Origin of the sequence: Calothrix rhizosoleniae SC01, from assembly GCF_900185595.1 — a bacterium.
Taxonomy (GTDB): domain Bacteria; phylum Cyanobacteriota; class Cyanobacteriia; order Cyanobacteriales; family Nostocaceae; genus Calothrix_A; species Calothrix_A rhizosoleniae.
Genome location: NZ_FYBH01000172.1, coordinates 16,327 through 40,639, shown reverse-complemented (window position 1 = coordinate 40,639; position 24,313 = coordinate 16,327). Strand labels below are relative to the sequence as shown.

Below are 24,313 nucleotides of genomic sequence, written 5' to 3'. Positions count from 1 at the left end.
CAGTTGTGAACCGAATTCTTGAGCTAAAGCAGCACCAATACCTGATGATGCTCCTGTAATCAGAACGACTTTATGATTAAATCTGTTCATATATTGTCAAGAATTGATTTGTTGCCATACTTCACCATTAAATTTGTAAACATCTTGCTGAAGCTCAGGAGGTACGATTACTTCCATTTGTTGGTGGTATTTGATTAAATCATACCAGGGAACACAATAATTGAGATGATGCTCGAAATGAAGGGAAATATTAAAGGGCATCAATATTTTTCTGAGAGGGAAAAAAGAACTACAAGATCGCAGCCAATAATTATTTCTGCAACCTACCGCACCACCATGTTCGATGGTAATTTTAATCGTATTTAAGATAATTAATACTTGAATGCCCAAAAAAGAGGCGAGCGCAACTTGCCAATCTAATAAAATTGTCTCCAAACTCATTGAGACAAACCAAACTATTACCGAACTTAGAGTTAACTGCCAATTGCTGCCATATGCTTTTTCTGCGGGACAAGAATAATCAATCCGTAAAATAGCGTAGCCAGGAATGAAGAGAACTTTCGCTAGATATTTGAATAACTTATTTCCCGTATAAACAGTCTCTGGGCAATTTTGTGGATCTTGTGGCTCGACGGGATAGCCATGATGGATTTGATGTCCTACTTCCCAATGCTTGATATATTCAGTCCCAAAAGGAATACAGACAAGCAAACCACAACATCGATTCCAGGCTCTTGCCTGTTTGAGATTTTTGCGCAGGATAAACATATTATGGGAGGCTTCATGCACCACTAAAATAAAGAGCATAAAGTAAACCCAACCCAACCCAACAGCACCCAAGGGAATATATAGCCAAAACTCAAGCACAGTACCCAAGTATAAAAGACTACCTGCAAATGCCAAGATCAAAATCAGCATCGCAATATTTAGACTATTGTGAATTGCCGTTTTTTTCTGACGATAGTGATAGGCATTGCCCAGCTTGACTCCTTGCTGAATCCACTGGGGTTGAGATTTGAGAGAAATTGCCTTTTCTGCAAACATAGTTTAATTAAATCATTAATGGCAATCGCGACTTTTTTTTTCCGCAAAAACATTGTTACGAATGCCAAAAATATTTTGCGGATCGGTAGATTGTTTAATTTGATGTAGTAATTCGATACTGGCAGGAGATAAAGTATCCTGCATAAAATTTTGGCGAATTTTACCTACTCCGTGATGATGAGAAATAGAGCCTCCATTAGCTATGATAGTTTGCCGTAGGGAATGCTCTATTTGACCGCAAATTACCTCTGGCTGTTCTACTCCTTTGATGTAAACACCAAACATAAAATAGAGACAGACTCCTGTATGGTAAGACTGGCTGATACGGTAAGAGAGATAGGGCTTACCAGGTAAATTATACTGATGATGCAGTTCGATAAGCTTTTGCTCTACACCGTTGCAGACTTTTTGAATATTGCTCCAGGGTACAGAGGTTTCAAAAGTTTCGCCAATGATATATTGGGAAGAGAAAAAATCTCTTAAATAAGCGATCGCATAGGTAAGCATATAGCCCCGTTGCCCGTTAGTCGCTCCTGTGGCTAACCCCTCATATTTTCTAGCTAATCGATAAATATTTTTTCTTGATAAGCAACTTCTTCTGCATTACCTTCCATGACGATAGTAGCAGCTACCATCTGCTGCGGATCGAAACCTCGCACTTTTAGTACGTAGAGTTTTTTTAGTTTATCAATATAGGCTTTGCTACCAGTAGCCTTGGGCTTTAATGCCTGACCAAAACGAAACTGATTGTTATCTACTAAGCGAATACTAGCGGGCATAAATCCACTATGAGCTAATTCGTAGAGGAATTTAACCCCCAATTCAAAATTAGGAAAAAGTAGCGAACCGTATTTAGTCACCTCGGGTAGATGATGAATCCTAATTACTGCTTGGGTAATCAGCCCCAAGTTACCTTCATTGCCAAATAAGAGATTGTGTAGTTGCATTCCCATAGAGGCACGGGGCGTTGGTGCAACTTGTTCGATAGTACCTGTGGGTGTTAAGAGAGTGATATTTTCTACGATTTGCTCGATGTTGCCATAGCGATTTTTCTTCATCCCACTAGCATTGGTAGCAATCCAGCCTCCCAAGGTAGATAGTTCCAAACTATCGGGTTCGTGTCCGCAAACAAAACCTTGCTCATTTAACTCAGCTTCCAACTGTTTGCCCGTAATTCCTGCTTGAACACAAGCACGCAGATTTTCTCGATCAATCCACTCAATTCGATTCATCCGCTTCATATCTACCGAGACGATAGTGCGAGTTTCTGTAGGAGGAAGTTTTAAAGCACAACTAACGCTAGTTCCACCACCGAATGGTACTAGGCAAACATTGTATTGAGTCGCTAGTTCGATTAGTTTTTGAGCATCTACGCTAGACTCGCAGTAAAACACCATGTCTACTATTCGTTCTAGCCTGTTATAGAGAACTTTGTGAACTTCTTCAAAGGTAGTTTGTCCATGACTGTGTAGCAGACGTTCTGAATTTTTCAAGCTATATTGATGGGGAGGAAATGAATCTTTAATAGCTTGGCAAAAATCAGGTTGAATATGAGGCGGTGTAATGTATGGTGGCGAAACTTCTGAGAGGGTATCTTGTGGTTCGATTTTAATGTCTAATAATTCTTCGATATAAGGAATTAGATAGGGCATTTTGTAGCCCGAAAGAGCATAGCGACTTCCCGTCATCATTACCGAACGATCTTCACTAATCTTTAAGGAAGTATCTCGATAACCCCATTTATGCCCCCAGATAAGGTCTTTATTTTCTGTCATTGGTCTATTTCTCGATCGCTAACTCAATGGTAATAGTAAATGACAATTGACAATGGGTTGATAATCTTGCTTGGGAAATAGTTTAAAAAACAATTAGCGCGATCGCTAGCAGTAAATAGCCGATAAAACTTTTCTGAAGTCTAATTTTTCTTGTGTTATTTAAAAACAAAACCAAAGCGTTGTCAACTTCACAGAGACTCTTACCAAATTCAAGTTGACGATTTAAAAGAACAAATTATAGAATACGAAAGACTTATTAATTGCGACACCAGCACACCTTTTAAAATTCAAATTAATTCCTTAAATAAGCTGCCAGATGTATTAATAAAAGCTCGGATAGCGGCAAACATTAGTCAGCAAGAACTGGCTGATATTTTAGGAATTGATGAACAAATAGTTAAAGAGTATGAGGATACGGATTATCAATCTGCCAGTTTTGGAGAAATCCTCGAAGTCAGTACTGCTTTAGGTGTATAATTTACAGCTGCAACCATGGAAGTAGATTTTGCAGAAATAGAAGCTGTTAAAAAAAGTGTGCATAAATGGCGAAAAGAAAAAATGAATATTATTAACCCTAAAGCCTCATAAGAGGTTATTTGTAAAGTCAACCTTAAAACCCAAGTAACCGGGTTTCTAGGGGAACACCAAAAAATAAATTACCCAATTTCTACACTTGAACTACTTGCTTCACTCCCCCTGCTCCCTGCTCCCTGCTCCCTGCTTTCCTACATCCCTCCATAAGCAACGCCACCAGCTCGCCGAGGATCGGCAGCTGCGGATAAACCCAAGGAAGGATGCCACAAACTAGCTTGCACTCCACCAAAATACATGGAAAGTTCAGGAAATTGGAATGTGACAAATCCTTTTATTTCCTCCATAGGTAGCCCTGATTCCCCAACCATGGTTGGTTGCTGCGCTAATACTTCATAATGGAGTCGAGGATGGGCGATCGCTTCCTCTAAGGACATCCCTAAATGAATAAAGTTTAATAGTACTTGGGCGATGGCTGTGGTAATTCGAGAAGCACCAGGGGAACCAATAGCAAGTACTGTGCCATCCTGATGACGGGCAATGGTTGGTGCCATGTTGGAAGTCAGGCGAGTTCCTGGGGATAAGCTGTGTAATCCTTGGGGATGAAGTTCCATTTCTCCCAAAGAATTATTAAAACACAATCCTGTTCCAGGCACCATAACCCCGGAACCATAACCAGCAGAAGCGGTGACAGAACAAGCTAAACCGTTGCTATCTACGGCTGAGACATGGATAGTTGACGGAGATGTGATTAATGCTTGTAAATCTCCTTGCTTCGCTAATGACAATAGTTGTGCCGCTTCAGCTCCAGAATTATTCTCTCCATGACAATGTTGCTGACGGTATCCGAGGACAGCTTGTTGGATTTGCGATACTTTTTGTACTGTTGCTGTATCCCATACTTGTAAAGACTTGTCATTCAGTAGTAATAGCATTGCTGCTAAACAAACTCCACCCACAGCAGGGGGAGGATTAGTCACAATTTCCCAATCATCACAGTTTATAGGAATAGGCGATCGCTCAATTGCCTGATAAGCTGCAAGGTCAGCAGCTGTTAACAATCCTCCATGTTCTTGTATGTGACTAACAATTTGCTGTGCTAATTCCCCTGTATACAGAGTTTTTACACCAGACTCAGCAATCAGGCGCAAGCTATGGGCAAGATGGGGAATATGAACAATTTCTCCTTCCTGGAGGGGACTACCATCTGCATGGTGGAATGCTTGGTAAGTTTCAGGATGCCAACTAAAGATTGCTTGGTGAGTATGCAATAAGTAATCAGCAGCACCACCTAATAAGGGAAATCCCTGTTCCGTCCATTGCAAAACTGGAGCAACTACATTTGCCCAGGGAAGATTCCCATATCGTTGGTTCGCCATGCCCAAACCCGCAAAAATCCCTGGGGTGGCGATAGTACCATAACCAACAATGGTGCGGATAACGTCACTACCTCCATAGTCAAAAAAGGTCTCATGCATTTCCTGACCAAAACGTTCTTGCTCTAGTCTCCTACCTGGCATCTCTGCATAGGCATCAATGACTACAGGATCATGCTCGGGATCCCAGATAGAAATGAAACCACTGGCTCCTGGAGCCATAACCCCTAAATCAGTACACATGGAAACCAGGGTCGCAGCCAGGGCGGCATCAACAGCATTCCCTCCCATATCGGCAACCCTAGCGCCAGCGTCAGCTGATATTTGAGAACCGGAAGCAATACTTATCCGTGCCATAGGAATAGGAAATAAAAGATGTGTATGATATATGGAATTGTACAACTAGACTAGTATCCCTAGGTTGTCTTTAGGAATTAACCCACACTCCCCACACTCTTCACACTCCCCCTGCTCCCTTGCAGCCTGAACTTGGTAACTTTTCGATCTACTGAGAATTCTGTAACAGGATTCTCCGCAAACGATCCAAAGCCATACAAGCACTAAAATGACGAATCAAAGACCGACCCCGCCTTGCACCAAAATGATTCTCAAAACTAGTTACCCCCTCTGGCCCAGCTAAACCAATATAAACCAATCCCACAGGCTTGCTCTCCGTACCCCCCATAGGACCAGCAATACCCGTAATACTTAACCCCCAAGTGGCTCCTAAGCTTGATCGCACCCCCGCAGCCATTTGTTCCGCAACTGTCCCACTAACTGCACCCAATTTCTCCAAGTCCTGTGGGTTCACTCCCAACAATCCCATTTTCACCGAATTATCATAAGCAATTACCCCACCTCGGAAGTAATCAGAACTACCAGAAATTTCCGTTAACATCTGTCCTAAAAGACCGCCGGTACAAGATTCTGCCACTGCTACAGTTTCTCCCTTTTGACGCAATAATTCACCCACCACGGAAGCGAGGTTGTCATCATCGGCACCATAGTAATCTAATCCGGTAATTGCTTGAATTTCTTGAGCAACAGGTGTAATTAAAGCCTCAGCTGCATCGGGATTAGCTGATTTAACGGAAATTCTCAGCCTAACTTCACCCTTCCCGGCATAGGGCGCTACCGTGGGGTTAGGCAAATCCAGATAGGGAGCAACTTTTTCCGCTAAAGTAGACTCTGCAACTCCCCAAAATCGCAACATCCGGCTGTAAATCACTTCTTGACCCCAACCTTGATTTTTCAGATGGGGAACTGCCGTTTCCTCCCACATGCGATGCATTTCACTGGGAACACCGGGAAAGGTGAAAATAGTTAAATCTGGACGGGGTTGCCAAATAATCCCTGGTGCTGTGCCCGTCGGATTAGGTAAAATTTCTGCCCCTTGAGGTATCAAAGCTTGCTTCCGATTATTCTGAGCCATAACTCGTCCCCGAGCTGCATATTTCTGGTGCAATTCCTCCAGGACTTCCTGACGTTCTTCCAAAGGAGAACCAAAAAAATCTGCGATCGCTTCACAGGTCAGATCATCAGGAGTGGGCCCCAAACCGCCGGTAAAAATGAGAATTTGTGATCGGGACATAGCAATAGCGATCGCTTGTTTAATTCTGGCAATATTATCCCCGACAACGGTTTGATAGTAGTGGGGAATCCCTAACTGTGCTAGTTGCTGCGCCAAATATTGAGCATTGCCATTTAAAATATCGCCCAATAATAGTTCTGTACCCACACAAATTATTTCTGCACTCATGAAATTTTGGATTTTAGATTTTAGATTGTGGATTATATAGCGCTACGCGCAAGTAATTAGATTCAGATTCAGCCCTTGTCTATGATGACAAAAAAATTGGCAAAAATATTTTTTGCCAATTGTGAAAATATTTTGCCAAGGGACAGATTCGCGGTTAAGGAAATCACAGAAATAAATTATCCAACTTCTGTACTGAATCTATTTCTTTGACTCCCCCTTGCACTCTGCTCCCTAGCAAAGCGGGCTACCCTGCTTCTTCATCGGGCTACCCTGCTTCTTCATCAAGCTATGGCTGCTACAGGAGCATTAAGATGGGGATATAAGGGGAAGCGATCGCACAATATTGCCACCCGACGACGACAATCTGCTGCTACCTCCTCAGAATCAGGACTCAGCAGGCGATCAGCAATAATGTTACCAATCTCTATAAATTCTGCTACTCCCATACCCCTTGTAGTTACTGCGGGGGATCCTAAACGTAAACCACTAGTAACAAAAGGTGATTCTGGGTCAAAAGGAACAGTATTTTTGTTGGCGGTAATATTCACACCACTAACTAACTGGTCTGCCAGTTTGCCTGTCATGCCAATGCTACGTAAATCTAACAGCATTAAATGATTTTCAGTGCCATTGGAAACAATTTTAATGCCACGAGCTTGTAGTTGATTTGCCAAAGCTTGAGCGTTTTCAATTACTTGCCCAGAGTAGACTTTAAATTCAGGTTTCAGTGCCTCTCCAAAAGCAACTGCTTTGGCAGCAATTACATGTTCTAAAGGACCACCTTGAGTCCCAGGGAAAACAGATTTGTTCAATTTTTTGCCCAATTCTACATCGCGGGTGAGAATTAAACCACCACGGGGACCCCGTAAAGTTTTGTGGGTAGTAGTAGTAACTACATCACAATAAGGAACGGGATTGGGATGATGACCAGTCACTACTAAACCGGAAATATGGGCAATATCTGCCAGTAAGTAGGCTCCCACCTCATCTGCAATGCTACGGAACTTCTCAAAATCAATAATTCGTGGATAAGCTGAATAGCCACAAATCAAAAGCTTAGGGCGCTCCCTTAGCGCCAGCTCTCGAATTTGGTCATAGTCTAGCTGTTCCGTTGTTTTATTAACACCATAATGGCAAGCTTGAAACCACTTTCCGGAAACATTAACAGGGGAACCGTGGGTTAGGTGTCCTCCGTGAGACAAATCCATACCCATGATTTTATCCCCTGGCTCTAATAGAGTCAGAAATACAGCAAAATTTGCCTGGGCACCAGAATGAGGCTGGACATTGGCATAGGCTGCACCAAATAATTCTTTGGCGCGGTCAATTGCTATTTGCTCAATTTTATCGACAAATTCACAACCACCGTAATAACGTTTACCAGGTAATCCTTCGGCATACTTATTTGTCAATACCGAACCCTGAGCAGCTATTACTGCTGGGGAAGTGAAGTTTTCGCTAGCAATCAACTCTAAGTGATCCTGCTGACGTTGGAGTTCTTGGTTAATCAACTCCGCAACTGTAGGATCGGTAGATGAAAGAAATTCTGAGTTGTTTCTAGTCACTAGAGTTATCCTGAAGGAAATTTACACTATACTTAGTTTGAGATAAAACTAAGTAATTTAGCAAACTTGTTTAACTATTGACTTTGCTAGTTAATAACTGGTTTGCAGGGAATTAGCATTGTAATTTTGCACCTGATAGGACAAAATTTAGCCATTCCATTAGAAGTTTAGAGGATTTCAACCCCTGTATTTATGATATGACGTACTGCAAATACGTATTACCTTTTACTAAAAATTAAAAGTATAACCAAAAATAACCAATACAATATAGTTAATTAATCAAAATAAAATTAACATAATTGCCATAATTGCTAGATTTTTGAGAACGAGGATTACTCCCTAAAGCAGGTAGTAGCTGCCCACCTTGATAAAATTCCATAAAAGAACCAAGGAGCAATAGCAAGCAAGAATCAGAAAAAATTATCATTTAGATTCCTTGCACATCTTCATGTATATCAGTGCTAGAAAATCCAAACTGGCAATTATAAAAAAATACTGCTAGAAATGGAAATTTCCCCGGAGGTATTGGATGTTAGTTATTTTAACGGATAATCAAATTCTCGCACCTGGTCAGGTATGTCAGTCTTGCTTACTTGCAGATCAAACTGGACAACCACGTTGGCGTAGAGGACGACTTTACTGTGGTCAAGCAGTTAAGAAGGTAGCAGAACAACAGTCGGAGCAGTTTGAATGTGTGATGGGTTTCCGGGTTGCCCAAATCGAATAAGATACTTGATTTTCAAATTAACAAGGGGAGCTTTGAGCTGGGTACTGTTTTTCTAGACAATTGTCAACACTTTTTCATATATTTTATGCATAATTAAAGCTATAATCAATATGATAATTAACGAATAATCTCTTGATTTTTATGCAAAAAACAAGCACTGATTGAGAGAGCCACAAATAATTTAATATCTGAATAATAATATCTAAAAACGCGGATGGCTCTACCGTGTAAGCCTACTGAGGGATAACCGCTCTCATGCTCCTGGTGAAGTAGGAAGTAATCTCTGGCTTGTTCATACTTTACAGAGCAGAATGTCAAATAACTGCGTTATCCTAGGTTCAAGAGATGATTCTGAATCGTAGGAGAATATATAAAATGACTTGGCGCGGCTCAACAACAGTTAAAGATAGGATTTTAGCTTGTTTACCTTATTTCTTACCTCTAGTTGCAGTTTATGGATATGGTGGGTTTTTAATCAGACAGTTTCCATTTCTGGAAATATTGTTTCGACCTATTGCGCCTTTATTAGAAATTTATAGAATACCTTATGTTGGACTACTAATTTTCATTGGTTTATTTATCTTTGTGGTTAGGAACGAAAAAATTAGTCATTTCATTCGCTTTAACACCATGCAATCCCTTTTGTTAGGTATTTCCATCTTTTTGTGTGGAATATTAATGCAAATAGTGGCTATAATATCTGGTCAATTTGCGATTCAAACCCTTTCAACTACAGTCTTCTTGGGAATCATAGTCGCAGTGGTTTATTCTCTGGCTCAATCACTGATGGGACGTTATGCAGAAATTCCCACCATATCTGATGCTGTGTATATGCAAGTGCGTTAGAACACCATCAATAAATTTGTCATGCAATTTTGGATTGACCCCATTTCTCAAACCAGAGCCTGGAAATAATAGTCAGCTTATTTCTTCTCCACAGATGAATTTGGGGATTGATATCCAGTTTTTCAGAGCTTTTTATGGGTGTTGGCTGTAACTGTATTTTCTAGGCGACCAATCCCTTCTATTTCTATGCGGACGCGATCGCCTATATGCAATTCACCTACTCCCACAGGAGTTCCTGTCAGGATTACATCTCCAGGTAACAGAGTCATCACTTGGCTAATATAGGAAACCAATACATCGGGAGAAAACACCATTTCATCAATGCAGGCTGATTGTACGGGTTTAGTATCATCATTCAAAAAAGTTTGTAATCTTGCTCCTGGATTCAACTCCCGTACAATCCAAGGACCTAAAGGACAAAAGGTATCAAATCCCTTAGCTCTTGTCCATTGCCCATCTTTTCTCTGTAAATCTCTTGCTGTCACATCATTAGCAATAGTGTAACCCCAGATTTTGGTGTGAGCTTTTTCTGGAGCGCAATTAAAAACGCGATCGCCAATTATTAGGGCTAATTCTCCTTCATAATCTACTCTTTGTGATTGCGGAGGATAATGAATCTCTTTGTCACAGGCAATTACAGAGGTAGGAGGCTTCATAAATATTAATGGTTCCTCTGGTACTTCTGTTTCCATTTCCGCAGCATGAGCCGCATAATTTTTGCCCACTGCCACAATTTTAGAGGGAGAGCAAGGAGCTAAAATCAGATAATTATCTACTTCTAAATACACATCTGTTGGTTGTCCTCCTAGCCAAGGAGGTGCATCCAATAATTGAACATTTAGTGATATTTGTAGTAAACCATAGAAAATCTTCCCTTCCTGATTTTGAATTCGCACATAACGCTGCGCCATAACTTTTGACTTATATCCTCTTGTTTAGAATCAAACCCTAGTTTTTCTTTCTTTACCCATGAACTGTTTACAAGTTCCTGGGATCATTACCTCTCAACTATTACCACTACTAGTCACTACGCTGTAATAGATGAACTGATTCAAAATTTTTCTGAGGTTATCACAAAGCATAAATTTAATCGATGGGGTTAACGATACAAATTGAAAGCTGGTAAGATTATAATTCCTTGCTGCCTTTGATGTTGATAATTACTGGTATCTTATAACACAGCCAGTTAAGAATTGACATCAGCAGCCAATATGTCCGTAAGGAGAATAAAGTCAAAATGTCAGTTTTTTACGAAACAATGTACATCCTGCGTCCAGATATGGGAGATGAGCAGGTAACACAAGCGATCGCTAAATACGAAAACTTGATCAAGGAAGCTGGTGCAAGTGATATTGAAATCCAAAATCGTGGTAAGCGTCGTCTTGCTTATGAAATCAATAGACATCGCGATGGCATCTACATTCAGATGAATTATACTGGACCAGGCACAGTTATTGCTGTTATGGAACGTGCCATGCGTTTGAGTGAAGAAGTAATTCGTTACCTCACAATCAAGCAAGATCAGACAGAAGCGGAAGCAATAGAAGTCGAAGAGACTGAAGCTGTTACTCCCACTGCTGTTTAACTTAACGCGAAAGTCTCCACCTTTAACTTTTGATAGGGTGGGGATAGGGATTTATGAACGGGGTGTAAGGGATAGGGTGTACGATATAGGGAACCCCATTAGTTAAAAGCAAGGGCTTATACCCAGATTACGGGAATTCTTCCCCTACACCCTACACCCCAAGTCCTACAGTAGTCCTGCAAGGGCTAAGGGCTTGTTCATCTGAACTATGCCAAAGCATTAAAAAAAATACGGGAAGTAGAATTTACTGTGAGCCAAACTGACAATCCCACAATTCAATCCCTTTCGGAAGAAGTATCAAAACTGCGACAAGAGTTGCAATTGCGTGATCAATTAGTGCAACAACTATCCTGCGAACTCTTTCGACTCGTAAAGGGCAATAATAATTTTGTACCCCAAATTGAAGCATCTGCAAATAATCAAGCTGAGGTACAAGCCTTACAAGAACAGTTAGAGGCGGTTGAGCAACAAGTTAATTTTTATCAGGAACAGATTACATCACGGGATACAGAAATTTATCAATTGAGACAGACAGTTCAAGAATTAACAGATCGGACTCGGATGTTGGAACAGGTTGTCCAAGAATTGCCACAAATTTACCGCCATAAGTTTGAAGAGCGTATGGCACCTATCAGGGAGAAGGTAGCCAGTCTCAAAAAGGAAAATCGCCAACTCCAAGCAGAATTACAAAGTGTCAGTTACCGTTTGGCACTTAAAACTCGTACTAACAACCATAGCGGCATTGATTTACCTAATTTTCCTAGCCCTCTATCTGCTGAAAGCAATATTTCTCCAGTACCAAATTCTTAAATTGGATTGTCTGGCTTTGACGTTCTCTCCATCCTCAAGGAGCGGAGATTCTAAATATCACTATTTAGGTTTCCTCTTTCTTAAACAGACCTTTAAATCATCTATCTCTTGCGAGCAATACTTAAACCGTCTAATAGTTCAATAGAAACAATTAGCAGGCTTAACTTAGATAATCCCAGAGGGTAGCGTCTCCAGAGGCGTACTAGAATATTCAGCCTAGAGTTATCGTGCGCCCCACGATACATTTTATTTGATCAGACAAGAGTGGAAAAGCTTTAACTTTTCTGGATTGCTACTTTGTTGATTTCGCCAGCTATGTTTACACTCGTGTTCGCTACCGAGCTGTCTTTATTGTTTCCCTACCCATCGTGTTTCACCCATTTGGGTCGTCCTGTATGGTTGGATATTTTAACTCAGACAATACAATCATATCAAAAAGCCGTCCTCAAAGGACGGGGCTTTAGATCTAATTTTTTGGTAAAGCTACTGCTTAGTTTCCTGACAACCAGGCAAAAAGTTATATTATTTCTAGTGAGCAGAAGTCATACTCTTGTTGTCTAGAGTCATGAGTACATCTTCATAAGTGTGAAAAATTTCAAATACTGAATCCAATTGTGTAAGCTCTAAAACCAAGCGTACAGATGCTTGTAAGTTACAAATTACCAAACGACAACCACTTTGTTGAGCAACTTTTAATCCTTTAACTAAGGAAAATAAGCCAGAGCTATCCATAAAATCTACCGCTAGCAAATCGATGATCCACAGTTGGTTTGGCTGGGGCTCAACTTCCGTCATTTTGGCACTCAAAACCATTCCACCCTGTAAATCAATACGTCCTTCTGGTTTGAATAAAACTATTTGAACTTCCTTTGTTAGGAGCATATTTTTAACCGAGTAATTTAAACTAATTTCCAAAAAAAACAAATTGACACAAGTACTAATGTTGATCACAAATTAAATATCAATGACTTACCCAAATAGTTAGTTTGTCACTGATATACAATTGAGGAAAGTGTAATCAGTACTCATGCCCTATAAACTGTCTAAATCTTCCATAAATATATTCATAACACTGGGAGAAAAATGGTAACATTTTTACTTTTTACAAAAAATTTATCATTAACGCAATATTATATGAAATTTTAATGAAATATTGAAAATTTTGTTCATTAAATTCATAAATGTGGTAACCGATTTCTGAATAAAATAGTCAAAAATCTATACTTGATATTAGATATTAGTTATGGTTTGTCCAATTCTAAATACTAAGCCAAGTCCCGTTGGGGAAACAGACAGCCCCAACAGCCCGTGGGTAAAAGCCCCGTCGTCTACGACGGAAGGAGTTTGGGAGGAATCCAAGCTTCTGACAAATATAAAAACCTTCTTCCTTCTTCCTTCTTCCCTCTTCCTTCACGTTGACACCACACCTCAATCCAAGCCAAGATAGATGATAAAAATAAACATTTGTAAAGGCTGTGGTGGTCGATGTCTCTTGAATTCGTATCACTAGAAAATATCCAAGACATTGCTCACGAGTATGGCTACTGGGCGATTTTTTTAGGAATTTTGTTAGAAAATTTAGGTATTCCCCTTCCTGGTGAAACCGTAACCCTAGTAGGTGGGTTTCTTGCTGGTAGTGATGAGCTGAATTACTGGTTAGTTCTCAGTGATGCCACTGCGGGTGCAGTAATTGGGGGTACTTTTGGTTACTGGATTGGTCGGATTGGTGGGTGGTCTTTGTTGGTGAAACTAGCAGGGGTTTTCAGGATTTCAGAAGCCAAAATAGTTAATATTAAGGAGCAATTCAGTGAAAATGCTGCTAAAGCAGTGTTTTTTGGTCGTTTTTTTGCACTACTCAGAATTTTTTCTGCTCCACTAGCTGGTATAGCAGAAATGCCTTTTGGAAAATTTATGATGTATAACCTAGCAGGAGCTACAGCTTGGGCTAGTGTGATGGTGACATTGGCTTTTTTCGCCGGCAAAATCATCTCTCTAGAGCAATTAGTAACTTGGGTAAGCCAATTTGCCCTTTTGGCTTTATTGCTTCTGTTGGCTTTAATACTGATACCTCTGTGGTTAGAATCTCGCCAAGTGAAGGAAGTCAGGAGTGAGGAATGATGTGTTTTGATTGCATTACTCCTCACTCCTTCTACTATTTAACCTTTTGCCCAAATCCGAGTGGGTAATCCCCAAACATAGATAAAACCTTCAGCAGCTTTGTGGTCAAATTTATCATCTGCACCATAGGTTGCTAAATCAGGGGTGTAAAGGGAATTTTGGGAATCACGTCCAACAATGGTAGCGTTACCTTTAAACAGTTTTACCCTGACATTCCCTGATACTCGCTCCTGTGTTTGCTGAATAAAGGCATCAAGGGCTGCTTTGAGGGGGCTATACCATAAACCGTTGTAAACTATTTGGCTGTATGTTTCCTCAATTCCCCGTTTGTAATGGGTGACATCTGTTGTCAAAGTCAAGCTTTCTAAATCCCGATGTGCTTGAATTAATACCATCATTGCCGGAGACTCGTAGATTTCCCGAGATTTAATCCCTACTAGGCGATTTTCGATCATGTCAATTCGCCCAACACCATGATTCCCTACTAATTGATTTAACTGTCCAATCAATTCGACTGGATTTTTAGATGTACCGTTGAGTGCGGTAGGAATACCTTGAGTGAAACCAATATCAATATATTCTGGTTCATTTGGGGTATTCGCGATCGCTTTTGTCATTTCATAAATTTCTTCTGGTGGTTCTACCGTTGGATCTTCCAAGACACCAGCTTCAATGCTACGACCAAGTAAGTTTTTGTCAATACTGTAAGGGGAAGATTTTTTGACTGGAGAAGGAATACCAAACCGTTCGCCATAAGCAATGGTTTCTTCCCTACTCATGCCCCATTCCCTGGCTGGTGCTAATATTTTCAGGTTGGGATTGAGTGCTGCGATGGAAACATCAAAACGAACTTGGTCATTACCCTTACCAGTACAACCATGAGCGATGGCATCAGCACCATATTTGCTTGCTGCTTCTACCAGAGCTTTAGCAATTAAAGGACGAGCCAATGCTGTTCCCAAAGGATAGCGTTGTTCGTAAAGAGCATTTGCCTGAATTGCCCCAAAAGCATATTCTTTGATGAAACTATCTTTGACATCCACCACTAAGGATTCACTGGCTCCTGATTTCAGTGCCTTTTCTCTAATTGGCTCTAATTCATCCCCTTGACCTAAATCTGCTGCTAAGGTGATTACCTCTTCTACTCCCCATTCTTGTTTGAGGTAGGGAATACACACTGAAGTATCTACTCCACCAGAATATGCTAAGACAACCTTTTTGGCGTGACCCATTGGTAATTTCTAAATGCTGCAAAACGACGATTTGATATTATCTAATTAATCTCAGTATATTCTCTTCTGTAATTATACTGATTGATAATTTACGATAGTTTTTATATATACTTTGGTCGGATTTATTTTCAGTTTTCGGTTATATTTTTAGGTCAGGAACTGTTGGAAATTCAGCCTTGTCTTATGCTGGAGATGGGTAATAAATGTTGTGGGGAAAACTGTGTTTTTTAGTGTTGTAATTCCAACTTACAATCGTCAACCAATTTTAGCAAAATGTCTCAAGGCTTTAGAAGCTCAGGTATTGAGTGAATCTAGTGTGATTAGGGATTATGAGATTGTCTTAGTGGATGATGGTTCTGACGATGAAACTTTGTCATGGTTGGAAAGATATAAAACAGAATTACCCCATGTACGTGTTTTTCAGCAAGAACACCAAGGACCAGCCGCAGCTAGAAATTTGGGTGTTCAACAGGCTCTTGGTGATCGGATTATTTTTATTGATAGCGATTTAGTAGTTACAGAGAATTTCCTCCAAGCTCACGCAGATGCATTGGTGGAGGGTGAGAAAAAATTGGGGAGCGATCGCTTTTTTACATACGGTGCTGTAGTTAATACTTGTAATTTCAGTAATCCTACTACCGAGCCATATAAAATTACAGATTTTTCCGCCGCTTTTTTTGCCACTGGTAATGTTGCTATTCCCAAGCATTGGTTAGAAAAAGTTGGGCTGTTTGACAGCAGCTTTCAATTATATGGGTGGGAAGATTTAGAATTAGGTGTGCGACTGAAAAAATTAGGTTTACAACTAATTAAGTGTCCAGGTGCAGTAGGCTATCACTGGCATCCAGCCTTTAGTTTAAAGGAAATACCCAGTTTAATTGATAAAGAGATACAACGGGGGCGCATGGGGGTTTTGTTCTATCAAAAACACCCGACATGGGAAGTGAGAATGATGATCCAAATGACTTGGTTACACCGTTTGTTATGGGGGATACTCTCCCTCAATGGATTGTTAAATGAGCGGACTATGGCTCCTTTTTTACAATGGTTGATTGATTTAGGTAAACCCCAGTTGGCATTAGAAGTTGCTCGGATTTTTCTCAATTGGTATAACGTCAAGGGTGTGTATGAGGCTTATGCTGAAAGTGACAGTTAAAGATTTTGTTTCCAATATTTCAAAGGTAAAGTGATCGCCTTATATCCCACTACCGCCATTACGATCACGGAGTATCTGCAAAATCTCATTGAGTAATTGAGTGTGTTGGGCGAGTAATTGAGTGTGTTGGGCTTGGGTAGTCTCAACTCGCTCCAAGCGATCTAAAATTTGTACTACTGCATACTGGGTTGTACCTACTACACCAATCTGGGTTTTGAGGGAATTTACTTCCTCCGTAAGGCTATCTAAACGAGCGTAAATATCTTCAATCTGTGGGTCTGTCATCAAAACCTCCAATTGTGGTAATTCTAATTCTAGAAATTACCTAAATCCCTACAGCTTTGTCAAAACGTAAAAGTTCTAAACTGCGCCAGCCATAAACCGCTTCTATCTGCTGACGACAACACTCAATAGCAAAGTCATTTAACTCCTCTGGTGGGATACCATACATATCCTCAAATACCTCTGGCTCTACCCGACAAAAACGGGGACGGTGAGCATAAATCTTGCATTCTCTGGTTTCTCGATCTAAATTGACACACCATCCCCCTTCTCCCACCATACTCAGATATAATTCCAACTCATCTGGTAGTAAATATTCATATATATCTGGACGTTCCTCAGGATCGAGGTGACAGCAGGCTCCACATTGTTTTATACATTGCCAAGTAGCCATATTTTTTACCTTTATTTAAATTCAGAGTTTTACAGTTGTATGTTGTTTTCTATAATTTTGTTAAGTAACTTAAAATCCACCTGCTACAGCCGGATATGATGATTTTCGGGATTAGCAACTGTGTGATTGATTTTTGAAAATAGTTAGGAGGCACAATGTTTGACAGTTTAGGCGGTATTTTTGACGTTTTCAACAACATAAATTTTGAAGTTATTTTTCAACTGCTATTTGTATCACTGATTATGTTGTCTGGTCCTGTGGTCATTTTTGTGCTGGCATTCCGCAATGGTGATATGTAAGATTTCTGAGTTTTGAGTAAATAAATGTAAATTCACTGCTTTGGACTTAGGATAAATAAAGCTGCAAATGCAGCTTGAATAATGTTTTCATAAGGGGGTTGAGAAATATCAACCTCTTTTGCATTTTGCCGATTGCTACCTAATAAGCCTGTAGAATTATGAGGATGAATAGCTAGGACTTTACCTTCTGGGTTTTTAATCCTTAATTCGGGTACAGAGCCGTTGTCATACATCCCACAAGTGTAGCGGCGCTGGCGATATACAAAGGAAGTTTTGGCAGATTTATGGATAGAATCGAAGGAAAATTGGGGTTGATTGGGTAGCCTAGCTCCTAATAGTTCTAATTCAATGGTGGTATTGCCGTTGAAGGTATTTTCCCGCAGTTTGTAAGCAATATCAAGGCGGGATGGTAAAGGGAAATAATCGCGCCAACGCCAAGCGATCGCTTTGATTGTATAGTGGCGTTCGCGTAGCGACTCTGAAGGAGTCTCGCCAATTTGTTCTCCTATTGTCAATTTTATATGATTCTTACCCACTATTTGCTGTTCCACCACTGTAACGTTGGTTGTCCAGAATATGGGGTTGGAGTTTTCAATTCCGCAGGGTTCTAGGGAGTGGAGTTGTTGATAGAGTTCCTGGTTAATTTGATGGAGATGAAGTTGGGTATCAATTTTCAGCAGAGGTTTGAGATGTTGAACTTCCAGACATTGATTGGCGAACTTGCTCAGATGCGATCGCAATTCTGGTAAATTTGCAGCCGGTAAGGAGAATCCCCCCGCCGCTTTGTGTCCTCCAAACTTACCTAATAAATCTCGGCAATATTCTAATGCGTCAAATACATTAAATTCCGGAATTCCCCGAGCCGAACCGCGAATCTGACCTTCATCTTCGTATGTGCCAATAAACACAGGCACACCATACCGTTCTACCAAACGGGAAGCAACAATCCCAATTACACCATGATGCCAATGAGGAGCAACCACTACCAATACCCTGTCATCCTGTAGAGATGGGATATATTCTGTTTCCACAATTGCGATCGCTTCCTGTTCAATTTGTCCGCACATTTCCTGACGTTGACGGTTAATAGTTTCACACTGCATTGCTTTTTCCAGTGCGATTCCCATATCATCAGTAGTCAACAAATCAATGATAATTTGTGGATCAGAAATTCTGCCAATCGCATTAATCCGAGGACCCAACCGAAAGCCAATATCATCAGGTTTCAAAGTTTGGGAACTCATCTTTTCTCCCTCTGCTCCCTTCTCCCTGCTCCCCTGCTCCCTCTTCCTTCCCTGCACCCCAGCCAGTTGAATCAAAGCCTGGATCCCAGATAATTGAGACTTTGGTAACTGTCGCAAACCTCGCTTTACCCAACGGCGATTTACACCGATTAAGGGAGCTAAATCTGCAATAGTTCCCAGGGTAAATAACTCTAACATTGGCTTAAATAAACCCTTGTAACCATCCCCTATTTGTTGAGCCAAAGACACAGCTAAAATATAGGCAACTCCCACTCCTGCAACCCCATAGTAGGGAGACTGGGGATTAATTAGCTTGGGGTTCAAAATCCCATCAGCTGGAGGTAATTTTGGGGGAATATCATGGTGGTCAGTAATAATTACCTGTAAATCCAGCTCCTTAGCCCTAGTAATAGGGGCGAATGCAGAAATACCATTATCTACGGTGAGAATTAGTTGTACTCCTTCATCGGCAAATTCTTCCACAATCCGGTTATTAATGCCGTAACCTTCATGCATCCGACTGGGAATAGCATAATCTACCTTTGCCCCCAACCAACGTAAACTCCGCAACAATAAAGCTGTGCTAGTCATCCCATCCGCATCATAGTCACCGCAGATCGCAATTTTTGTTTGACAAGCGATGGCATTTTGCAATAACTCTAAACTAATAGCTAAATCTGGAAATTCTTCCAAGGGGGAAGGCAAAACAAGAGATTCTGGATTTAAGAATAGTTGTGCTTGTTCTGGGGTTTCCATACCACGATTAATCAGCAATTGACAGATTAAAGGGGATACATGGGTAACTTCTGCCAAATTTTGTGCCAATTCATCCTTTTGGGGATAAATTTGCCAACGCTGATTCGGTACTTTTCTACGGGTTTCTACTGACACAGTTGCATGTTGGTTGAACAAAATTATAATTAGGGCGAAGCATAATCATAATCTTGTCAATATATAATAAACCCGTTGCAAAAACATATATTTGCAACGAGAATAAAGATGCAAAACCATTCTTCTGTTTCTGGGACTTTGGCAAGGAGTAGAATAAACTAATTTACAAAATTTGAATGCGACCATTATCTAGTATATAGATAGAGCGATCGCCACGGGTACGCCGTTCAGGACGTAATTCTACCCGCAAAGTTGCAAAATTGGGTTTAGATACAGTGGCTTTAATCGCATAACCATTTTCATGCCAAAACAACAGTGAGACATTATCTAGAGTTCCATCTCCATGCTCTAATAGCATTGCTTCACCGTGTTTCAGGGAAACAGGATCAATAATAAATGGTTTCTGTAATTTCACATCCCTATATGTGCGATTAACTACTTCTATACGAATGCGTTGTCCAGGGGTAAACTGAATGGGACGAGGACCACACTGGGATGCACAAGTTCCAGCCAAGGCAGGAGAATGATACTCGGTAGCACCCAGGATAAGAGTTGTTGCAATTACGGTGGCACAAATAGATTTAAAATGATACATGGGATTTACAGCTCTGATAGAGAAATGATTTGAGAGACTTAAGCCTAACACCGTGAATCATAAAACTATTAGATTGTATGTAAAAAATACTACTTTAATTTCAGAATTTGCTTAGCAAAAACCATACCTGAAATAGCAGCACCTTCCATAAAACCTTACCGCTCATAGAACGAGTTAGCATGTTCCCCAGCAAAATACATTTTCTTTCTATCTATCTATCGCCATACTTTTTCAAATTGCTGACAGTTCAAACATTGGGGATATTCCCATAGTAATAAATTCAAACACAACTGAAGTAAAATTAAAAAATGACAATTCTTTGCATAAGGAGAGGATAATGAGCGATTTCCAAGACTTTCTGAAACATCAATATGCATATGTTGCTGTGGGAGAATTTAAACCAGGTAAGTTTGAAGAAGCCAAGCACCTCTATGAACAGGCTGTGTCAACTTACACACATGGGTTTAAAGGAGCTTATTTACTGCAAGAACCAGGTACTGATAAAGGGATTGCTGTCATTTTTTGGGAAAACTTAGAAGATATGCAAGCCAATCAAAGTGATGCTTACCAAGCTATTTTAAAGCAAATGAGTCCCTTGTTTACCCACACACCAACAACTTCCTTTTATGAATTAGTGTGTGAAGTTCATCCAGAAGTTAAGTCTGGGTATGAGGTAGGGAATAATTGATGAAGAAAAAGCTATCAGCTATAAAAAATTGAATAATTTAGGTTTTTAATTTTTTTCATAATATCGCTGATACTGCTTTCTTACTTCTAGTTTAGATGTTCTGAATTAAAATAAAATGTCACCAATCCAATTATCATTGCAGCAATCTTCAATTAACTACGATTTGACGATTACTGCTTAATTACTGTTTAAATATTAATTAGGGATGCCCCAAAGGAAGCGCTATGCGCAAGTAATAAGTAATAAGTTTACTGCTCATATGTTGGGAGCTTCAAAAATGTATTAACCTATACGGGTATTACGATAAATATCATTTGAACATCATAAAGATTAGATTAAAATCAGATAAGAAAATTCTCAAAAAAATCGTTAAATTTTTAACAACTTCTCAGCCTATATTAATGTTGTGACCACCATAAAATCCTAGACTGTAATTATGAAAGTTTTATAGAGGTTATATCCATGAAGTCACCATCTTGGATGATTATCAGCCTGACAGCCTTACTCATGGTGGGTTGTTCCCAAAATAATATTTCCCAACAACCAGATAGCCAAACTCCGGTGGAAACAACTGCATCGAAACCAGTTGCTAAGAACACTTCTCCATCAGGTGTATTCCAAGACGGAGAGCATCCTACCCAGGGGATTGTCAAAGTAGTTACGAAGAATGGAAAATCATACTTAGAATTTGATGCTAGTTTCAAGACTGACAGTGGCCCAGATTTATTCGTAATTTTACATAAGGATAAAAAGCTGCCAATTTCCGGCATTAAAGAAACAGACTACACTAGCATTGCCCCTTTAACAAAGACTAGTGGGACTCAACAATATGCAATCCCTCAAGGGGTAGACTTGAAAAAATATCAATCTGTTGCTATTTGGTGTCGCAAATTTAACGCTACTTTTGGTTATGCTCCCTTAAAAATTTAGTCATGCAATTTTGGATTTTGGATTGACGAGGGATCCCGCAATGACGTTATACCATTTTAGATTTTAGATTTTAGACTTTGTCGTAAGCGCTCAGTCGAACGATTTTGGATGTTGAAAGAGTTCTGATGACATAAGCTGTTCATATTTTCATATGTCGCAATCATTTTTCTCTCTTGGTATTAGGAGAGTAGCTCCTCTGCAAGAGTCAAGTCACTAGGAAACCCAGGAGTTGCCACCCGATGTCTAAAGCCAAAGATTGGAAATAATCATATTAAGCTTGTTTTTGCAGTGTATGATGCTACTGCACCGAGTCAGGTTGTATTAATAGATATTTTATGGAACTTACAGATTTTCTGAGTTTAATTCATCCCGCGATCGCAGTTATTTTTGTGTTTCCGTTGATTGGCAATGTAGCTAATTTAGCATGGCAAGCACGTCAACGTCGCTTACAAACTGCTAATAAAGGTAAAAGTAAAATTCCTCCAGTATCTGGTCCAGAGCATCGACGTTTAGGAGAGTTACTCACTGGTGCAGTGGTGGGGTTGACTTTGTTAGGATTGGCTTACCCAATTGGCAAAAATATTGTTAAAAACCAACTTTGGTCATCTCCCACAAGTATTTTTATCTTGTTAATGTTTGCAGCTACTATTGCCTCATTAGTCTTTCTTTACCGGGCAAAACAGAAGCTATGGCGCGGAGTTTTTGCCACTTTAACTGGTGTTGGTTTAGTAGTTCTTGGTCTTCAAGATGGAGTATTTCGTCGTACCGATGAGTGGTATTGGTCTCATTATTACTATGGTATTATCGCCGCCTTATTAATGATTTTTCTTTAGCAATTATCCAAGAAATTTATAAAGATAGGACTCATCGCTGGCGCATTATCCACACCATATTAAATTGTATTGCTCTATTATTATTTATCGGTCAAGGTTTTACCGGTACTAGGGATTTACTCGAAATTCCTCTCAGTTGGCAGGAATCCCATGTTTATCAGTGTAATTTTGCCAATAGAACTTGTCCTACTCCCAACCCTAAACCATCACAGTGAAGTACATAAATCATATTTTAAAGCAGGTAGATCCTAATTCCTTAAGAGTTCGTTTAACCATTGTTATCGCTGCACTTTCTGCTATCGGCTTAGGTAGTCTGGCAATTTGGACTAATTGGAAAGTGCAGCATATTTTAATTGATAGTCATAAGCAAAATTTGCAAGAATTAACAGAACGTTTACCCCAGGATGTACAGGTTTACACCGATATGTATTCATTACAAGATTCCTTGGAAAAAAGCGTGAAAAATTTAACTAATACTAATACTTTTTATGGATAAAAAATCAAAATAAGAAAATTTTAGTTACATCTAAATCATTTCAACAGGCATCTGATTCTACGAAAAAAACATTAATTAATCTGACTAAAATGCCTGTTGCTCCCCAAGTACATAAAATTGATCAAAATTATTTTATTTTATGTAGCAATACCCTAGAAATTAAAGGCAAGCTCATAGGTGAATTATCAGTCGCACATGACATTACCCGCGAACAAACTATGTTTATGGCAATGGTACAGAGTTCTAGTGTTGCCAGCCTTTTAGTAATTATGATTATTTCTGGAGCAATTGCATTTTACATTAGCCGCTCTTTAAGACCCTTGCGTCAGGTAAGTCGCATGACAGAAGTGATTTCCGTATCAGATTTGGGCAAGGCACAATTATATTTTCAGAATGCACCCAGTGAAGTCAAAGAATTGGCTCAAACCTGCAATCAAATGTTAATGCGTCTCTCAGAGTCTTGGGAAAAAGAACGACAATTTGTGAGTAATATTTCCCACGAATTACGCACACCTTTGACTATAGTACATGGTTATTTACAAAGTGTATTGCGAAGACGGCAAAATTTGACAGAAACCCAAATAGAAGGTTTAGAAACTGCTGCATTGGAAGCAGAAAATACGATCCAAATGCTAGAGGATTTACTAGAACTAGCACGGGCTGATAGTGGCTATTTACACTATAAGATGCAGCCTTGTGTACTTAACGATCTAGTTGCTGAAATTGTGGGAATGGCAAACCAACATAGCGATCGCCAAATTGTAATTCAAGCAGAAGCTAATCCAATTGAGGTAAAACTCGATTATCAGTATATGAAGCAAATTTTGCTTAATTTAATTGATAATGCGGTGAAATATTCCGATGATGGTACACCAATCACCCTTAAATTAAAGCAACAAGGAACACAAGCTATTATGCAAGTGTGTGATCGCGGTTATGGTATCCCCCTACAACAACAATCTCGCGTTTTTGAACGATTTTATCGGGTAGATGAAGCCAGAAACCGGGCTGGTGGTACTGGTTTGGGTTTATCTATTGTGAAAACTCTGGTAGAAGGAATGGGGGGAAATATAACGGTGCGATCGAAGTTAGAAGAAGGAAGTGTATTTCAGGTTGTTTTTCCTGTATTTTCATGAG

General features: G+C 39.9%; 23 protein-coding genes and 2 pseudogenes. 12 read left to right on the top strand and 13 right to left on the bottom strand.

What is annotated here, in order from left to right; all coding sequences use genetic code 11:
* Positions 1 to 96 precede the first annotated feature (96 nt).
* From CALSC_RS10590 to CALSC_RS27820, 3 genes are read right to left on the bottom strand one after another with little or no spacing between them, the layout of a single operon-like run.
* Positions 97 to 1,044: a fatty acid desaturase gene (locus CALSC_RS10590; protein ID WP_088241314.1), complete on the bottom strand. Its 948-nt coding sequence runs from the start codon at positions 1,042 to 1,044 to the stop codon at positions 97 to 99.
* A gap of 15 nt (positions 1,045 to 1,059) precedes the next feature.
* Positions 1,060 to 1,551, bottom strand: a complete 492-nt coding sequence (locus CALSC_RS27825; RefSeq protein WP_088241313.1) for an FAD-linked oxidase C-terminal domain-containing protein — start codon at positions 1,549 to 1,551, stop codon at positions 1,060 to 1,062.
* 53 nt (positions 1,552 to 1,604) lie between these two features.
* A complete protein-coding gene (locus tag CALSC_RS27820) occupies positions 1,605 to 2,819 on the bottom strand; it encodes an FAD-binding oxidoreductase (protein ID WP_088241312.1) in 1,215 nt (404 codons plus the stop codon).
* Between the two features lie 150 nt (positions 2,820 to 2,969).
* On the opposite strand from CALSC_RS27820, the gene CALSC_RS10575 reads away from it, so the two are divergent.
* The gene (locus CALSC_RS10575) at positions 2,970 to 3,296 is read left to right on the top strand and encodes a helix-turn-helix domain-containing protein (protein WP_235006755.1); all 327 of its coding nucleotides are present in this window, start codon (positions 2,970 to 2,972) and stop codon (positions 3,294 to 3,296) included.
* 248 nt (positions 3,297 to 3,544) lie between these two features.
* On the opposite strand, the gene CALSC_RS10570 is transcribed toward CALSC_RS10575, so the two are convergent.
* The 3 genes from CALSC_RS10570 to glyA form a co-directional block, all read right to left on the bottom strand.
* The gene (locus CALSC_RS10570) at positions 3,545 to 5,083 is read right to left on the bottom strand and encodes a gamma-glutamyltransferase (RefSeq protein WP_088241311.1); all 1,539 of its coding nucleotides are present in this window, start codon (positions 5,081 to 5,083) and stop codon (positions 3,545 to 3,547) included.
* Positions 5,084 to 5,231: 148 nt separating this feature from the next.
* Positions 5,232 to 6,485: a competence/damage-inducible protein A gene (locus tag CALSC_RS10565; protein ID WP_088241310.1), complete on the bottom strand. Its 1,254-nt coding sequence runs from the start codon at positions 6,483 to 6,485 to the stop codon at positions 5,232 to 5,234.
* A gap of 281 nt (positions 6,486 to 6,766) precedes the next feature.
* Positions 6,767 to 8,050 carry a serine hydroxymethyltransferase gene (glyA, locus tag CALSC_RS10560; protein ID WP_088241309.1) on the bottom strand — a complete coding sequence of 428 codons (1,284 nt, stop codon included), beginning with the start codon at positions 8,048 to 8,050 and terminating at the stop codon, positions 6,767 to 6,769.
* A gap of 529 nt (positions 8,051 to 8,579) precedes the next feature.
* Between glyA and CALSC_RS10555 the strand changes: the two genes are divergently transcribed.
* Positions 8,580 to 8,777, top strand: coding sequence for a hypothetical protein (locus tag CALSC_RS10555; RefSeq protein ID WP_088241308.1), 198 nt, complete (start codon positions 8,580 to 8,582; stop codon positions 8,775 to 8,777).
* 375 nt (positions 8,778 to 9,152) lie between these two features.
* Positions 9,153 to 9,623, top strand: coding sequence for a Tic20 family protein (locus CALSC_RS10550; RefSeq protein WP_088241307.1), 471 nt, complete (start codon positions 9,153 to 9,155; stop codon positions 9,621 to 9,623).
* A gap of 122 nt (positions 9,624 to 9,745) precedes the next feature.
* Here CALSC_RS10550 and CALSC_RS10545 read toward each other — a convergent pair whose 3' ends face one another.
* The gene (locus tag CALSC_RS10545; RefSeq protein WP_088241306.1) at positions 9,746 to 10,534 is read right to left on the bottom strand and encodes a fumarylacetoacetate hydrolase family protein; all 789 of its coding nucleotides are present in this window, start codon (positions 10,532 to 10,534) and stop codon (positions 9,746 to 9,748) included.
* A gap of 326 nt (positions 10,535 to 10,860) precedes the next feature.
* On the opposite strand from CALSC_RS10545, the gene rpsF reads away from it, so the two are divergent.
* Positions 10,861 to 11,208 carry a 30S ribosomal protein S6 gene (gene rpsF / locus CALSC_RS10540; RefSeq protein ID WP_088241305.1) on the top strand — a complete coding sequence of 116 codons (348 nt, stop codon included), beginning with the start codon at positions 10,861 to 10,863 and terminating at the stop codon, positions 11,206 to 11,208.
* A gap of 249 nt (positions 11,209 to 11,457) precedes the next feature.
* A complete protein-coding gene (locus CALSC_RS10535) occupies positions 11,458 to 12,018 on the top strand; it encodes an Npun_F5560 family protein (RefSeq protein ID WP_088241304.1) in 561 nt (186 codons plus the stop codon).
* A 528-nt stretch (positions 12,019 to 12,546) separates the two neighbouring features.
* Here CALSC_RS10535 and CALSC_RS10530 read toward each other — a convergent pair.
* Positions 12,547 to 12,900, bottom strand: coding sequence for an STAS domain-containing protein (locus tag CALSC_RS10530; protein WP_088241303.1), 354 nt, complete (start codon positions 12,898 to 12,900; stop codon positions 12,547 to 12,549).
* A 603-nt stretch (positions 12,901 to 13,503) separates the two neighbouring features.
* Here CALSC_RS10530 and CALSC_RS10525 point away from each other — a divergent pair.
* Entirely contained in the window at positions 13,504 to 14,136 is a 633-nt protein-coding gene (locus CALSC_RS10525; RefSeq protein ID WP_088241302.1) for a DedA family protein, read from the top strand.
* 38 nt (positions 14,137 to 14,174) lie between these two features.
* Here CALSC_RS10525 and CALSC_RS10520 read toward each other — a convergent pair whose 3' ends face one another.
* Positions 14,175 to 15,368 carry an argininosuccinate synthase gene (locus CALSC_RS10520; RefSeq protein WP_088241301.1) on the bottom strand — a complete coding sequence of 398 codons (1,194 nt, stop codon included), beginning with the start codon at positions 15,366 to 15,368 and terminating at the stop codon, positions 14,175 to 14,177.
* Positions 15,369 to 15,588: 220 nt separating this feature from the next.
* On the opposite strand from CALSC_RS10520, the gene CALSC_RS10515 reads away from it, so the two are divergent.
* The gene (locus tag CALSC_RS10515) at positions 15,589 to 16,524 is read left to right on the top strand and encodes a glycosyltransferase family 2 protein (RefSeq protein WP_235006754.1); all 936 of its coding nucleotides are present in this window, start codon (positions 15,589 to 15,591) and stop codon (positions 16,522 to 16,524) included.
* Positions 16,525 to 16,563: 39 nt separating this feature from the next.
* Here the strand turns inward: CALSC_RS10515 and CALSC_RS10510 are convergent, their stop codons facing one another.
* Positions 16,564 to 16,809 (bottom strand): hypothetical protein, encoded by a 246-nt coding sequence (locus CALSC_RS10510; protein ID WP_088241299.1) that lies wholly within the window; start codon positions 16,807 to 16,809, stop codon positions 16,564 to 16,566.
* Positions 16,810 to 16,849: 40 nt separating this feature from the next.
* Positions 16,850 to 17,200 (bottom strand): YkgJ family cysteine cluster protein, encoded by a 351-nt coding sequence (locus CALSC_RS10505; RefSeq protein ID WP_088241298.1) that lies wholly within the window; start codon positions 17,198 to 17,200, stop codon positions 16,850 to 16,852.
* A gap of 155 nt (positions 17,201 to 17,355) precedes the next feature.
* On the opposite strand from CALSC_RS10505, the gene psb30 reads away from it, so the two are divergent.
* A complete protein-coding gene (psb30, locus tag CALSC_RS10500; RefSeq protein WP_327331312.1) occupies positions 17,356 to 17,499 on the top strand; it encodes a photosystem II reaction center protein Ycf12/Psb30 in 144 nt (47 codons plus the stop codon).
* Between the two features lie 32 nt (positions 17,500 to 17,531).
* On the opposite strand, the gene recJ is transcribed toward psb30, so the two are convergent.
* Together recJ and CALSC_RS10490 are read right to left on the bottom strand one after the other, a co-directional pair.
* The gene (recJ, locus tag CALSC_RS10495) at positions 17,532 to 19,655 is read right to left on the bottom strand and encodes a single-stranded-DNA-specific exonuclease RecJ (RefSeq protein ID WP_088241297.1); all 2,124 of its coding nucleotides are present in this window, start codon (positions 19,653 to 19,655) and stop codon (positions 17,532 to 17,534) included.
* A 142-nt stretch (positions 19,656 to 19,797) separates the two neighbouring features.
* Positions 19,798 to 20,229 (bottom strand): hypothetical protein, encoded by a 432-nt coding sequence (locus CALSC_RS10490; protein WP_088241296.1) that lies wholly within the window; start codon positions 20,227 to 20,229, stop codon positions 19,798 to 19,800.
* 337 nt (positions 20,230 to 20,566) lie between these two features.
* Here CALSC_RS10490 and CALSC_RS10485 point away from each other — a divergent pair, with 337 nt between their 5' ends.
* The 4 genes and pseudogenes from CALSC_RS10485 to CALSC_RS10470 all read left to right on the top strand — a co-directional run bounded on the left by CALSC_RS10485 (position 20,567) and on the right by CALSC_RS10470 (position 24,312).
* Complete coding sequence (locus tag CALSC_RS10485; RefSeq protein ID WP_088241295.1) at positions 20,567 to 20,917, top strand: antibiotic biosynthesis monooxygenase family protein; 351 nt, start codon at positions 20,567 to 20,569, stop codon at positions 20,915 to 20,917.
* Positions 20,918 to 21,379: 462 nt separating this feature from the next.
* Positions 21,380 to 21,847: a DM13 domain-containing protein gene (locus CALSC_RS10480; RefSeq protein ID WP_088241294.1), complete on the top strand. Its 468-nt coding sequence runs from the start codon at positions 21,380 to 21,382 to the stop codon at positions 21,845 to 21,847.
* A gap of 335 nt (positions 21,848 to 22,182) precedes the next feature.
* A pseudogene (locus CALSC_RS10475) lies at positions 22,183 to 22,895 on the top strand (DUF4079 domain-containing protein).
* Positions 22,892 to 24,312 (top strand): annotated as a pseudogene (locus CALSC_RS10470) (sensor histidine kinase). Before CALSC_RS10475 ends, CALSC_RS10470 begins: the two co-directional pseudogenes overlap by 4 nt.
* The last annotated feature ends 1 nt before the right edge of the window (position 24,313 follow it).